Source organism: Pantoea sp. X-Soil-OKNW-713 (genome assembly GCF_059730685.1).
In genome coordinates, this window is sequence record NZ_AP035996.1 from 505,415 (window position 1) to 520,419 (window position 15,005).

Consider the following 15,005-nt stretch of genomic DNA (forward strand, 5'->3'; position numbering starts at 1 on the left):
GGGTATTAAGTATTTATCGTTACACAGCTATGCAGGCCGCAGCTAGAGTAGCATTACACCTGCTAATGATGAGAATTGTTGCTATGTCTGAGTCTCTGGTACGTCTGGACCTGCATCCGCTGGCCGATCACAACTGGCGTGAACGCTGTCGCACGCAGCTCAACCAGCAAGGTGCGCTGGTGTTACGTCAATTTTTACAGCCCGCCGCTTTACAGGCGATCATTGAGGAAGGTAACGCGCAGCGCCATCTGGCTTACCATACCGTCAGCAAACATAACGTCTATCTGATGAAGCCTGATGAGGCATTGAGTGCCGATCATCCTCGCAATCGTGATGTCATCAGTACCAAAGGCTGTATCACCGATGATGCCATTAAGGCGGATTCCCCCCTGCGCCTGCTTTACAATGATGCGCTGTTCCAGTCGTTTTTATGCGATGTATTGGGCGAAGCGGCGCTCTATCCTTATGCCGATCCGCTATCATCCATCAATCTGCACTACGCGCCACACGGCCAGGAGTTAGGCTGGCACTTCGATAATTCGTCGTTTGCCATCACGCTGCTGGTGCAGAAACCACTGGCGGGCGGCGTGTTTCAGTACGTGAAAGATCTGCGCGACGCCGATGCCGGTGAGATGAACTATGACGGCGTTGCCGCCGTGCTGGATCAACGTCAACCGGTGGATGCGCTGGCGATTGACGCTGGCGATCTGGTGCTGTTTCGTGGTCGCAATTCACTGCATCGTGTTACCCCAACCGAAGGTGAGGTGACGCGTATGTTGGCGGTGCTGGCTTATAACACCGCCCCAGGGATTGCCTTGTCGGAAACCGCGCGTATGACGTTTTATGGACGGTTATAAACCGATAACCCCTTGCGTAGCGGCGCGATTTATCGCGCGGCTTTTTCCTGCATCGTGCACAGGATTGCGCGATAAATCGCGCCGCTACCGGGAAATCATCATGTTAATGATGTATTCAGCGCACGCCAGCCTCGCAGAAAAATCTGCTGAGTACGAAACGCCACCAGCGCGCGCCAGTCTGCATCCGCTGGCCAGAAGCCTTCCACCAGCGCCTGCTTAATCACCTGGCCCGCAGCGCTGGCAGGATCACCATACAGATGCAGCCAGTGATCCTCCCGCACCCGCTGATGCATCTCTTCTCCGGCATAGGTACCGCACTCCACCACCAGCGGTAGAAGGGTGGTATCCGGCAATGAGGTCAGCAGAAATTGCGACAGATACCCGGTAGCCGTTGCGGTCACACCGGTTGCGCTCTCTCGCCCGGCACCGGTAAACAACAACGTCAGCCACTCACCGTAGATATCTTTGCCCCAGTCGTGGGCCGGATAATGTTGTTCGGCGATCGACAGCAGCATCGGATGTCCCCACGCCCCCGCCCCGGTATGCAGATCAAAACTGAGGATGGTGGTGGCCCGTGACAGATGCTGCGTGATGATCGTCTGCATGGTGCGATAAGACCAGCTCGGCTGATAGCCGCCGAAAAAGAACCCCTCATCGGCAACGTATTGCCCCGCTTCCACCACGCGTTTCACCGCCTGCCAGCCGTCATGCGCCAGCGCCGTCGTCAGTAGTTGGTCGGCACGGGTGCGGTCGCCGTGGTAGATATCGTGCCACTGCGTGTAGTCCGGATTGGCCGGTAGCGGTTGGTTGAAGTCAACAAAGTTACGGTTGAGATCGATATTGTCTTCATTGACCCGGCGCAGATGCGCGGCCCCCCACGGGTTGAGCAGATGGACCATCAGCACGGCGCTGTCTGCCGGTAATGCATTGACGTCCAACGCCTCCAGCCAGGCAATTTGGCAATCCGAGCCGTAATAACCTTCCACGCCATGAGTGCCGGAAACCACCAGCATCAGTCGCGAAGCCGATGCCGGACCAATCAACGCCACATCGGTATAGAGGTTTTCACCTTGTGGGCCTGGCAGCGGATGGGCGTAGGATGAGATAACCGCGCCTGTGCGTTCGGCGGCGGTCAGGAAGCGGGTACGCTGGGGTAAATATTGCGGTAGTAACATGGTTTTTGGTTTCCTGCGGATCGTAGCGGCGCGATCATCTGTCACATGGATAATCAGGGATAGACTTTAAATTTGAAGTACTTCTTCGTGAGTTGGTCGAAGGTGCCGTTTTTATGTATTTCCGCCAATGCCGCGTTAATCATTTTCAGATTGGCTTCGTCCCCTTTACGTAATGCAATGCCAACACCATCGCCAAAGATCTTCTTATCTGTCACCGTGCCTTTGATGACGTAATCTTTGCCTTCCGGTTTAGTGAGAAAACCCTGTTCGACAGAAACCGCATCACTCAGGGTACCATCCAGTCGACCAGCGATCAGATCCGGGTAGACCTCCATCTGGTTAGGATAAGAGACCACGTTAACTCCCTCCGGTGCCCATTTGGTTTTAGCCCAGGTTTCCTGAATAGTCCCCTGCGCTACGCCGATGGTTTTGCCACGCAAAGTGGCAACATCGGTAGTCAGTTTGCTGGCGGCAGGTGCCAGCAACGCGCTCGGTGTGGTGTAAAGCATATCGGTAAATGCAACCTGCTGACGGCGTTTATCGGTCATCGCCATCGCGGACAGAATCGCATCAAATTTTTTTGCCTGAAGCGCCGGGATGCTGCTGTCAAAACCCATTTCTACCCACTGGCATTTCACCTTTGCCTGAGCACAAATGGCGTTTCCGAGGTCAATATCAAACCCCTGTAATGAGCCATCGGCGGCTTTCGATTCAAATGGCGGGAATGTGGGATCAACACCCAGTCGTAAAGTTTGCTGCGCCTGAGCAAGGTGGGTAAATGCAGTGAGCGAAAGCAGTAAAGCGATGGACAGGCTTTTTTTCATTTTAAACTCCGAAATGCAGGTGGGTTTCAGCACGACATGTAGATTAAATAACATGACGTTGTTATTCCCGCCAGCAAATTACCCGGTTCCACTCAGAGTAAAATCTTATATTTGTCAGGCAGTTAGCCTGGCTTTATACGCCGTTAAATTTTCCTTAATCATTAAAATATCATACCACTCTCACCACAAATAAAAGTATGATGTCTAATATATAAGCCTGAGAACACGAATGCCTGCGTCAGCTGATGATAAAGGGATGGTTGATATAAAATCTATACAATATGTTCAGGGTCGAATTTCATGGATAGAATTAAAATTTTTCCTACAGTAAATGTGCCTGCCTGTTCATCACAAGATAATCGTCAACCATCAACGCCTGTATCACAGGTAACCAATGTTTCAGCTCTGCCCGGCTCAAACAACGTCACTCAAGATGACAGATTGGACGACATAGATATTTATTTGCATGGAGAGTTGCAGGGTAAGCATCTGATTATATACCTGGAGAAATTTCTACCAATAGAGACAAAAACACGAATTTTCGTCAATATTCATTTTTCCACAATTGGTAATGGTCTACCAGGAAGGTTTAAGGGGGTGGTAAAGCTCAATAAGCATCACTTCAAAGGTATGCATTTTAATTGCTTTACCTTTCTAAACAAGAAAAATGAAATAACGAACAGCATCATTGAAGCTGGGATGCTGCCTTTAAATTGGCATAAGTTTATTATGAGTGAAGTATTATGGATCGGAACAACCATTGACGGACTGTATAAAGGAAAACCTTCCACAATGAATTATGTGAAGTTTTCCAATATCAACATTTCTAATGGCTCGCTTAAAAACATCATAATCGTCGACTATGATGACACCTGTATAGAAAACGCAAACTTCACCAGCAGTCGACTGGAGAATGTCAAGTTTACATGCAATAACGAATATTATAACTTTGAGAACACAAGCTTTACCAATATAACAGCATCCAACCTCACGTTTGATAAAGTGAAGCTGGTCAGCAATGTCAATTTTACTGATGCAAATATTGATAACTTGCTTTTCTTACAGATGAGTGACCTGAGTGGTTTGGTTGCTGAAAATTATAAACCTCGCAGCATCCGACTCAGTCCTGTAATGGTAAAAGATGATGAGAATATTGACCTTTACCTGGATAGCATCAATAACTCACGAAGTGGTGCAATTTTATTTAAAATTATGGACACCGTTAAAATTGACGCGATTTGGGTTGACTGGTTAGAACAAATTGTGGAATGGAGCGGTTCAATTGCTGGTTTACAACAGGCATGGATGCGTTCTGCTACGCTGCGCGAATCCATCATTACACAATGCTTTAACGAAAAATGTGCGAACTCAGCGTTAATCATTTCCTTCCGAGAAAAATGGCTGTCTGATTATGGAAAAACGTCAGTGCTGCCCAAAACACTCCATAATGAAATAATAAATTTATTGAGACAAAAAAATGACAACTATCTCATCCACAATCAATTCCTGGTGAACCAATTCATTGGGACAGATGCTGACCTGCGAGAAAGATTCTTCAAAATCCATCCTGTATCGGCAATAAAATCCTATATTGAACAACATATTTTCGAATCAAACCATGAAGGAAACATCTTCCCTAATATTTTCTTTAACCATATAAATGGGGAATCGATGTATATTTCCCCAAGCGATTTTTCCTTATTGATCACTGAAAGTCAAACTCCGGTGCATTATGCCCTGCTAAAGCATCAACCTGAGTCTGAAGACAAAATCATCTTTTTCCCTTGCACACCGGAAAAACTCCATAGTTTCCTCACTCACTTCCCAGCCTTACATGATTTATGGAGTCGGGCCGGTATGAACCTCGCCCCGATTATTTCATTTTTGTTCTCTGCTCAATTCGCCTGGAACAATGATGAAAATGCCAGGGCTATGAAAATCAAAGAACATCTGATTTCGCTGCTTACCCGGAAATCCACTGCCCCCATGAAAATTACGGGTCACGATGACCAACTTTTGTTAGGTTCTGTCCTGAGACGCTTTTATGCCACTGAAGAAAGCGCAGTTGCAGTCGCGAGACAATTACGCCATGAACTGATCGTTCTCACCGTGGAACGACTGGCGCAGAAAAGCAACGAACTCCAGGATAACGAAAAAAAGGTTGCCGCCTATCTTTTACTGATAAGGATGGCCGCCGAAATGTCCTCTAAGCGATATTGTGGCATAGAAGAAGACTCTCCCGAGGCGTTACGGAGGTTGGCCGATATACTTATCGACGACCTGGTGGCATTCTGGCCGGGAATAATAGATAAAATAACCGCAGAACACTGGAAAATGTGTCTTTTTCCAGGAGATTCGAATGCATTCCCATGCAGTGCCATTTTGGCTGATAAAATTGGTGCCTGGCTGCCAGGTGCCGCGTCAGGAGAAAAAATCCGCAAGATGGTCCAACAATTTTATCCTTTGTGACGGTTGTCTCTGCCCGGCACAGAAATGCGCGCCACCCAGTTCCCTGGATGGCGACTTTCATTAAATAAAAGTGAAAATCTCGTCACGCGGCAGGCGGGACTTCGGTAACGCCGCGTTGAAGTCTTCATCACTGCGATAGCCCAGTGACACCAGCACCACGCTGGTCAGCCCTTTTTCACGCAGTCCCAGCGCCTGATCAAGCGCACGCTGGTCAAAACCCTCCATTGGCGTGGCATCAATACCCAGCATTGCCGCACCCAGCAGCAGGCCGCCCAGTGCCAGGTAAACCTGTTTTTCCATCCATTGCGGGATATCACGTTGTTCATAGCGATGGATATCTACATAGCCACGACGGCTTTTATCCTGCCCGGCCTTCGCCTCCGGTTTCAGAAAGCGACCATCCTTCTCTTCCTGCGCCAGCACATTTTGCAGATGCGCGTCATCAAGGTCGGTGCGCATGCACAGCGCGATAACGTGCGAGGCATTCAGCACTTTGGGGCCGTTATAGACGAACGCCCCCTGGGTCGACTGAGCAATCTGCTCGCGCCCTTGCGCCGTGGCAGCCACCACAAAGTGCCAGGGCTGAGAATTGACTGATGACGGGCTGTTACGCAGCACGTTCAACAGGGTTTCGATCTCAGCATCCGGCAGGTTTTTACCCGCAGCAAAGGCTTTCACCGTATGGCGACGCGCCACGGCATCATTCAGCGTCATAGTCTTCTCCAGAACAGTCACAGTTGAGATGGCACTACCCTATCCGCTTCGCTAACCCCGCGGTTAACGAATTGTGTTTCAATACGTTAAAAACCACTCAGCACAATTTTGCCGCGTGCTCGGCCACTTTCGATTAAGGCATGGGCCTTACGCAGATTGGCGGCATTGATGGTGCCATGATGAGCACCTGCGGTGGTTTGCAATGTTCCTGCGTCAATCAACGCGCTGACTTGCTGCAAAATATCATGCTGACGCTGCATATCGGCAGTATGGAACAACGAGCGGGTAAACATCAATTCCCAGTGCAGTGAGATGGCTTTACGCTTCAACGGCACCACGTCCAGCGACTCAGGATCGTCAATCAACGCCAGTTTGCCCTGCGGAGCCAGCACATCAATTAACTGTGGATAGTAGCTGTCGGTATGGGTCAGGCTGGCGACATAGCGTACGTCGGCAATGCCTGATGCGGCCAACTGCTCAGCTAACGGTTTGTGGTGGTCAATAACATGGTGTGCGCCGAGTGAACGTACCCAGTCTGCCGTTTCCGGACGCGACGCTGTGCCAATCACCGTTAACCCGGTCAGCTTCGCCGCGAGTTGCGTCAGCATCGACCCTACGCCGCCACCTGCGCCAATAATCAGCAGCGCCGCATGTTCTTCTGGCTGCACTTCAAGGCGATCAAATAACAACTCCCAGGCGGTCAACGCGGTAAGCGGCAGTGCGGCGGCATCAGCGGCGCTCAGCGATTGCGGTTTATGTCCGGCGATACGCTCATCCACCAGGCCATATTCAGCGTAACTGCCGGGGCGAGTGATATCACCGGCATAAAAGACTTCATCACCGGGTTTGAACAAGGTTACGGCTTCGCCCACCGCTTCCACCACACCCACCGCATCCCAACCGAGAATGCGGGGTTGATCGGTTGGCGCACCGGCACGCACCTTGGTGTCCACCGGATTAACGGCAATGGCGTTAATTTTCACCAGCAGGTCACGCGCACCCGGCTGCGGTTTCGCCACATCGAGATCGTAGAGGGCATTTTCATCAGAAATTGGTAAACCGTTTTGGCTGTAAACAATGGCTTTCATGCTGAGGTTCCTTATTCTTCAAGGGTTTTAGCGAATAACGCGTAGCCTACGCCGCCTTTGCAGGGTTAAAAACGCCACTTGCAGAGCAACACTTTCACTTTTAGAGTGAAAATCCACTGTCGCTGGGATGATGCAATGATTCGACTGGAAGATGTGACCTTATTTGTACGCTCCGCCGCGCTCGGCAGTTTTTCCCGTGCCGCGCGTGAGGCCGACCTGTTGCCTGGCCAGGTGAGCGCCGCAATTAAACGCCTGGAACGCGAGTTGGATAAACGGCTGTTTGCTCGCTCCACCCGAAGCCTGCGATTGACGGCGGAAGGCGAGAAATACCTGCCTTATGCACAGGAGATGCTGGCACTGATGCAGGCCGGTGCTGACAGTTTGCAAAGCCAGGATGATGCGTTGTCCGGTGAGCTCAAGATCGCGCTACCGTCCGATATCGGCCGCAATATCGTGCTGCCGCTGATAACCCAGTTTTGCCGCGAACACCCGTCCCTGTCGGTGCGATTGTCCCTTTCCGACCAGATCAGTGATGTATTCCGTGATCCGGTCGATATCGCCATCCGTTACGGCAAACTTGACGATAGCAGCTACGTCGCGCTGCCGCTGGCGGAGGAAAATCGTCGTGTACTGGTGGCCGCGCCCGCCTGGCTCGATCAACATGGCCGCCCGGAAAAACTGGAGGATCTTGCCCACCATCATTGCCTGCTCTTTGTCATGAACGGCCATGTGTATGACAAATGGACCTTTCCTCAGGAAGGCATGCGTCGTCAGATTACGGTAAAAAGCCGCTTATTATGTGATGACGCTGACGTGGCGCGCCGTTGGGCGGTGGCAGGAATGGGGATCGCCTATAAATCCTGGCTGGATGTCTGTGGTGATGTACAGGCCGGGCGGCTGGAAGTGGTGCTTCCGCACCAGCCTGGCGAAAGCACCCCACTGCATCTGATCTGCCCTCATCGCAAACAGTTCTCCCCGGCGATTCGCGCGTTGTATCAGGTGTTACGCACCCATCTGCGCGCGCTGACCAAACAATTAACGGCCTGAAAGGGTTTGCGCGATTTGACCTTCTCCTCATATTTAACGCCATGCTGTCCAAAATGCCTGATACTTGGATGGCTGATATCCCGTAGAGGGTATGCAAAATACCCGCTTGTCACATCAGGACAGCATCGGATTGTGTATAGATGACAATTTCTGAAATATTTCTTAATCCCCGGCACAAAGTATGCAATTTTCACTACGCTTTATTAGTTATTACAAATAGGGGGATTTATCGTGAAAAAAACCATGTTTTCCCTTGCTTTGATGATGGCAAGTAGCACTACCCTCGCTCAGCAAATACCTGATAAATATGCGGAAGACGCTTTCATCTATGCGTACTCAATGGATGAAGCGTACAAGTTTTTTTATGAAACCGCGGTCAAGACGGATACACCGATGAACCGGTTCCAGAACATTCGCCATATTGCAGACGATACCTACACTGCACACCCAACCATCAATAATGACACCTTGCATCTTATGGGGTGGCTGGATGTAGCAGCAGAACCAGTCATTGTCAGCATCCCGGATATGGACAAAGGACGTTACTGGATTTTACATACCATGGATATGGGGCATTACACCACATCAATGATCGGCTCTCGTTTGCGCGGCACCAAAGGGGGACACTTTATGTTTGCTGCCCGCTCCTGGAAAGGGGAAGTGCCTGCCAGCGTGACGGAGGTAATCCGTGTCGATTCTGATTTTCTTAAGCTGATGGGCCGCATAATGGCAAACGGCAAAGAGGATGAGAAAAAAGCCCTTAATTATATGGATGAATGGAATATCCGTACCTTGTCAGCCTATCTCGGCGTACCTGGTCCGAAGCCTAAAGAACGCACTTTCCCCGATCCGGAAAAAACTAACTGGTTGCAACGCGTGAACTTTGTGTTGTGTGAAGGCGATATGGGCACAACGGACAAACAGTGGCTTGATAAGTTCAAGGATATTGGCATTGCACCCTGTAAAGAGGATTTCACAACGGAACAGTTGGATGCGGCAAAACGAGGAGAAAAACTGGGTATGGCTTATTTGGCTGAATTGGCCCCCAAAATGCAAAACGCCGGAAAATTGCTTGGTACCCGTGAACAGTTACAAAATGGCCAGCGAGACCTTTTTGCGGAAGGTACTTACCTGGGCCAGTGGGGGTTGCCACCGGATGAGTCCGTATATCTACAGGAAGTTAAAGGGTCTGACGGGAAAACTATCAATGGTTCCAACGGTAAAAAATACCGTATGCATTTTAAAGCACCTGATGTAAGTCAATTCTGGTCATTCACGATATACGGTACTGATAACAAGTTGATGGCGCATAATACAATTAATCGCCACAGCCGAGGAGACCGTACCCTCAAACCAGGTTCAGATGGCATGTACACCATAGAACTCAGTGCCAAAGGGGACCCGAAAAACCCGAATTGGCTTCCGATTCCGGAAAAAGACGCCTATATCATTATGCGCCTTTATGGGCCAAGTAAAGCCATACAGGATGGGGAATATAAATTCCCGACAGTGGAAGTAGTCAAATAAAAGAACGGACGCGCCTCAGTTACAGACTTTACTGAGGTTAAACTGATACTTCCATCACAAAACCCGTTAGTTGGTTTCTTATTAGATTCAATAACATGCAATTAGCATTATTTTCATTATTGACACCAGGTGAAAGTAGCCAGCCAATATCACCAAGCGTGGGAGAATAATCATGAAACTAACATTGCCAGTTGTTTTTGTTGGGTTAAATCTAAGTTTTAGCGCAATTGCAGCCCAGCAAGTCACACCTGAGAATTATGCCAGAGCTGAAGTTGATTTATCTTATCAAAATATCGTAAAGGATGTAGGTAGTAATAAATTCCGACATGACAGGAATCTTATCCCCTTAGATAAACAACCCGCTGTAACAATGAATCGCGACACGGTTTATTCTTTCGGTATCTATTATGTTCCTAAAGGAACAACAATCACATTACCTAAATCGAAAGATGACCGATATCAATCCGCAATGATCATGCAGAATGATGACTACACGGATCAAGTATTTTATGGACCGGGTACATTTGATATAAAGTCCCAGACAGAATTTGTCGCCATTGTCGTGCGCACTCAGGTCAACCCAAACGACGCGGATGATATTAACTACGTGCACCAACTTCAGGACAAGATTTCCGTCAATTGGCCTACCGGAACCAAAGTCAAAGAATACAAGCGTGTTGACTGGGATCAGAAAAGCCTGATGGCGTTACGGCACAAATATGAAAAAGAAGCAGCAAAATTACCCAACCTAAATGAAACATCTGGTGCCAGAGGGAAAGTAGACCCGCTGAAATTAAATCTGGGAGCATCCGTAGCTCTTGGGCTACTTCCCCCTGAGCATGCTGTTTATATCTATCGAGACTTTGGCCTGAGTGGCAATAAATGTTACAAGGCGACCTACAATAAACCTGACTTCAAGCCAGGTGGATTCTTCTCATTCACTATGTATGGGGCTGATAAATATTTGCACAGTGAAAACTCGCACCTAAGTAATCGTGATATCAAGATGGATAAAGACGGAAAATTCACGATTTACTACGGACCTAAAGCACAGTGCGGAAATGTTGAGAACTGGTTACCGACCCCTGGAGATAACTGGTATCTGGGCATGCGTATTTATCGCCCAGGAGAGTCAGTGATTGATGGTACATATACAGTCCCAACTCCCGTCGAAATTAAATAAGGATACTGAGGTCAAAAAAAAATAAGCACCACAGGCTAAAAGGAATTAACCTGGGTGTTAAAGGTATTATCTTCCTTGCCTGTAAGATGCAAATTCCACACGCGCTTTTCGCAGGTTGTGTTCCCCTCCACAAGATCTAACCTTCACAATCATGCCATCACTAACGATCAGTAGAGACAACATTTAAATTTTGTCAATTCATGGTATTGCGTTATGACACACATGTGGCTGTTTCAGATTTTTAAATTCGTTAATTAACTGACATTTCGCGGAATTCCCTGCAAGTTTTAAATTCATTAAAATTCTATATCAAGATCAATAGTTCAATGCGATTCCTGGTAGGCATTCGCGAAATGTCGTAAGGGAAGGAATTTCGGATAATTGCCATGGTGATTACGATCTGACGAATCAATCACTCTTCAGCAACCGGGGCATTTGGTAATGTTGATTAAAGTAACGCCTGCAAATAAAATTATTTGTCAGGTTAATTAATTAATGTCATTTGATTATTTCATGCTTGCCAGCTATGGTTACTTACAGGAACTTGCTGGTTCCGAGTTAATGGTACAGATTATACCGCCCGGTCTAAATCCGGGCTTTTTTTATTAGTTAAACCTCCATTAAGATAAAATACTGCCCTTCTGTGACTCACATCCTTTGAGGTTAGGCACTTATTGCACCATCAATAATAAAGACTGATTGACAACAAAAGCTGAACGGTCAAATGGATAGACATTAATGCCCGTGCTGCAAGGCTATAACCTGTTACGAAGCGGCAGATACTTAGTGACTTTCAACGGGAGATCTTCGCCCTCAATGAAGTGATAAAAAGCTCACTGACTGTATCAGTGCGTGAAGCGTAAGCTGCTAAAAAAACATGTTTTTTTAACAACCAGAGCAAATCAATCCCTCTGCGCGGCATACTTGTTGCCGACTACTCTCTCGTTCAGGTTTTTCTGATGCATGCTAGACTCACGGAAATTTTCAATTAAACTCCACCAACATGCTTCTGAGAAAATTTCGCCTCCGCACACTTCTTACCACACTCTCTGTCGGAGGCGTAATACTCACCTCCTGCCTGCTGCTTGGAGCATTGCTGATTTTTCAGAAGGGAAATATTGAAGACACCCTTCTTGAAAATAACATTGCTTATGCCCGAAAGCTCGCCGACACCACCGATCGTTATTTTTCCACGGCCCAACGTGAACTTGCCTGGAGTGCCAGTCAGATAAAAGGGCTTACCGATCTCAATCTTTTGAAAGCGGAGACTGACCGTCTTCGGCTTCAGTCGGGATTTTTCAACACTGTTGTGGTTGTCAATCAGAACGCTGTTGTCGCCGCCACCTCGCCGGAAAGCCTTAATCTTGTTGGCGTGAAGCTGAGTTCTGAGGCAAGTCAACAGGCTATCACCACTCACAAGCCTTTCATATCTTCGCCCTATATCTCGGCATCAGGTAATTACGTGGTGTTTATTTCTCACCCCCTTTTCTCACCTGAGAGTGGATACCTTGGTTATATCGGCGGCACAATTTATCTTAAAAAACAGAGTATGCTCAGTGATATTCTAAGTCAGCACTTTTATTCCAGCGACTCGGTTGTCAGCATAGTGAGCAATAACGGAGATGTTATTTTCAACCAAGATCCGGAGCGTGTGGGGACGCGTTTGGCAATAAGTCCTGAGTTGAAGAGACGGCTGGCTACTACCCGCTCTGGTCGTTTCACTATGGAATATAACGGACAGCACTTGCTCACGGGCTATGCCAGTCTGACGAAAACCGACTGGAATATTTTTATTTCGGGTACTTCAGAGACAGTCCGGGAAATCCTTATTCGTACGATTGAAAAAGCATTATGGTTCTTGCTGGGCATTATCACTATAACAACCGTGTTGATGGCCATTCTCGCCGGAAGCATAGCCTCTCCACTGGGTAAGCTTGCTGATATGGTACGTAGTGGTGGCATTGATGCTTTGCCAGAATCCATCATATCTGTGAAGGCCTGGTATCATGAAGCCGATCGCCTTAAAGAAGCGATGCAGGAATATCGTCAGGTGGTGTCTTTACACATAGAGAAGCTCAACGATGAAGTCATGACCGATCCGCTGACCGGACTCGCGAACCGGCGCGGTTTCAGTGTGCTTGCTAAACAGTTCGATGGCGAGATGGTTCAGTGTGCAGTGGCTATCGACATCGACCACTTTAAAAATATAAACGACAGATATGGGCACGATGCAGGGGATAAAGTGCTTGTAAGCCTGGCCGACCTGATGCGCCGAACATGCCGGACGCGTGATGTTATCAGCCGGTTTGGCGGAGAAGAGTTCATTGTGTTGCTGCCGTATACATCACTTACGGATGCGGCACAGACAGCCGAACGTATTCGTAAAGTGGTAAGTACTACAGATTTTCCGTTCGTAGGAAGAATGACCATTTCTGCGGGGGTAGCAGCACTGAATGACTGTGCCGGGAACCGAGATGGCATGCTGCGTCGTGCAGATGAAGCACTGTACGAGGCAAAGGGAGCTGGACGCAATGTAGTTGTCGTTTCCAGCGCTACAGGGTTTAGTCTGTATGGCGTTGTGGGAGGTTATTAGCTGTAGTTAAATTAAGTGTTCATACTTTCTATGAGCTGGCTGCACACAGCATGCGTGGCAAACGAAAGATATTTTAATAGCCACAGATTCCCGCCATGAGCGGGATTTTTTTAGAACCCCCTCAAATTATTGGCATCCCGTCTTCATAAGCCGATATCACTTTAACCTGTCTGCACGCCGACAATCGTCACTTCTTCCAGTACATGCCCTCCATGTGCATCACAATCCTTGCAGATGAGATATTTTTGATACACCTGTCGCTGTTACACCTGTCACAATGAGACACATACAGAACCACGAAAAAAAACATAACATACTGAATAGCAATCAATTATCTTACATCTTCACCCTGGCACAGTTCTCGCTATAGCCACGCTGAGCTTCTGCACCGGCCACCCGCGTGGCAATGGACAGAAATAATGCCAGCCTCAAGGAGAACAATATGAAAGCGGCACGTTGGTATAAAGCACGCGATATTCGCGTCGATGATATTGAAGAACCCCAGGTCACTGCCGGTAAAGTTAAAATCAAAGTCGCATGGACCGGCATTTGCGGTAGCGATTTGCATGAATACATCGCGGGTCCGATTTTCGTCCCAGTGGAAAAACCCCACAAAATCAGCCATGACATCGCTCCTATCGTCCTCGGCCATGAGTTTTCCGGCCAGGTTGTTGAGGTCGGTGCAGGTGTCACCAAAGTGAAACCCGGCGACCGCGTGGTGGTCGAGCCGATCCTCTCCTGTGGCGAATGCCCGGCCTGTCGCGAAGGCAAATACAACCTGTGCGGCGACCTCGGCTTCCACGGTCTGTCCGGCGGTGGCGGCGGTTTTGCCAGCTTCACCACCGTGGCGGAGCATATGGTGCACCGTATGCCAGATGCCCTCTCTTACGAGCAAGGCGCGTTGGTGGAACCGGCGGCCGTGGCGTTGCATGCCGTGCGCATGAGCAAACTGAAAGCGGGCGATAAAGCCGCCGTGTTTGGTGCTGGTCCGATTGGCCTGCTGGTGATTGAAGCACTGCGTGCCGCAGGCGCTGCCGAGATCTACGTGGTGGAACTGTCCCCCCAGCGCGCAGAGAAAGCGCGTGAACTGGGTGCCAAAGTGGTGATCGATCCCAGCAAAGAAGATGCCGTGGCGAAGATCCGCGAGTTGAGCAACGGCGGCGTGGATGTGGCTTATGAAGTGACCGGCGTTCCAGTGGTGCTGAAACAATGTATCGACAGCACCACCTACGAAGGCGAAACCATCATCGTCTCGATCTGGGAAGGCGAAGCCTCCTTCCATCCCAACAAAGTGGTACTGAGCGAACGTAGCGTCAAAGGTATCATTGCCTATCGCCACATTTTCCCGGCGGTGATGGAACTGATGGCCCAGGGCTACTTCCAGGCCGACAAACTGGTGACGAAACGTATTGAACTGGCCGACCTGGTCGAACAGGGATTTGAAGCGCTGGTGAAAGAGAAACAGCAGGTCAAAATTCTGGTGCGCCCACCGCAGTGATAACCCTCGGGCCAGCCAGGCTGGCCCGTC

11 protein-coding genes are annotated in these 15,005 nt (G+C 48.9%); 7 read left to right on the forward strand and 4 right to left on the reverse strand.

Translation table 11 applies throughout. The features are described from left to right. Window positions 1-83: 83 nt before the first annotated feature. On the forward strand, window positions 84-857 hold the full coding sequence (locus tag AC6I8R_RS22770; RefSeq protein ID WP_415174347.1) for a HalD/BesD family halogenase: 774 nt from the start codon (window positions 84-86) through the stop codon (window positions 855-857). A gap of 98 nt (window positions 858-955) precedes the next feature. Here AC6I8R_RS22770 and AC6I8R_RS22775 read toward each other — a convergent pair whose 3' ends face one another. Beyond that, window positions 956-2,032: a DUF2817 domain-containing protein gene (locus AC6I8R_RS22775; RefSeq protein ID WP_497832981.1), complete on the reverse strand. Its 1,077-nt coding sequence runs from the start codon at window positions 2,030-2,032 to the stop codon at window positions 956-958. A 53-nt stretch (window positions 2,033-2,085) separates the two neighbouring features. Continuing rightward, complete coding sequence (locus AC6I8R_RS22780) at window positions 2,086-2,856, reverse strand: ABC transporter substrate-binding protein (protein ID WP_415174349.1); 771 nt, start codon at window positions 2,854-2,856, stop codon at window positions 2,086-2,088. Between the two features lie 300 nt (window positions 2,857-3,156). On the opposite strand from AC6I8R_RS22780, the gene AC6I8R_RS22785 reads away from it, so the two are divergent. Then, complete coding sequence (locus AC6I8R_RS22785; protein ID WP_497832982.1) at window positions 3,157-5,325, forward strand: hypothetical protein; 2,169 nt, start codon at window positions 3,157-3,159, stop codon at window positions 5,323-5,325. A 60-nt stretch (window positions 5,326-5,385) separates the two neighbouring features. On the opposite strand, the gene nfsB is transcribed toward AC6I8R_RS22785, so the two are convergent. After that, the gene (gene nfsB, locus AC6I8R_RS22790) at window positions 5,386-6,039 is read right to left on the reverse strand and encodes an oxygen-insensitive NAD(P)H nitroreductase (protein WP_415174351.1); all 654 of its coding nucleotides are present in this window, start codon (window positions 6,037-6,039) and stop codon (window positions 5,386-5,388) included. An 86-nt stretch (window positions 6,040-6,125) separates the two neighbouring features. Next, window positions 6,126-7,127: a zinc-binding alcohol dehydrogenase family protein gene (locus tag AC6I8R_RS22795; RefSeq protein ID WP_415174352.1), complete on the reverse strand. Its 1,002-nt coding sequence runs from the start codon at window positions 7,125-7,127 to the stop codon at window positions 6,126-6,128. A 135-nt stretch (window positions 7,128-7,262) separates the two neighbouring features. On the opposite strand from AC6I8R_RS22795, the gene AC6I8R_RS22800 reads away from it, so the two are divergent. The 5 genes from AC6I8R_RS22800 to AC6I8R_RS22820 all read left to right on the forward strand — a co-directional run bounded on the left by AC6I8R_RS22800 (window position 7,263) and on the right by AC6I8R_RS22820 (window position 14,975). After that, window positions 7,263-8,174 carry a LysR family transcriptional regulator gene (locus AC6I8R_RS22800; protein ID WP_415174353.1) on the forward strand — a complete coding sequence of 304 codons (912 nt, stop codon included), beginning with the start codon at window positions 7,263-7,265 and terminating at the stop codon, window positions 8,172-8,174. A gap of 261 nt (window positions 8,175-8,435) precedes the next feature. Then, a complete protein-coding gene (locus AC6I8R_RS22805; protein ID WP_497833062.1) occupies window positions 8,436-9,701 on the forward strand; it encodes a DUF1254 domain-containing protein in 1,266 nt (421 codons plus the stop codon). 172 nt (window positions 9,702-9,873) lie between these two features. Further along, a complete protein-coding gene (locus tag AC6I8R_RS22810) occupies window positions 9,874-10,884 on the forward strand; it encodes a DUF1214 domain-containing protein (protein WP_415174355.1) in 1,011 nt (336 codons plus the stop codon). Between the two features lie 1,003 nt (window positions 10,885-11,887). Continuing rightward, complete coding sequence (locus tag AC6I8R_RS22815; RefSeq protein ID WP_497832983.1) at window positions 11,888-13,477, forward strand: diguanylate cyclase; 1,590 nt, start codon at window positions 11,888-11,890, stop codon at window positions 13,475-13,477. A 442-nt stretch (window positions 13,478-13,919) separates the two neighbouring features. Continuing rightward, window positions 13,920-14,975, forward strand: coding sequence for a 2,3-butanediol dehydrogenase (locus tag AC6I8R_RS22820; protein WP_415174357.1), 1,056 nt, complete (start codon window positions 13,920-13,922; stop codon window positions 14,973-14,975). Window positions 14,976-15,005 lie beyond the last annotated feature (30 nt).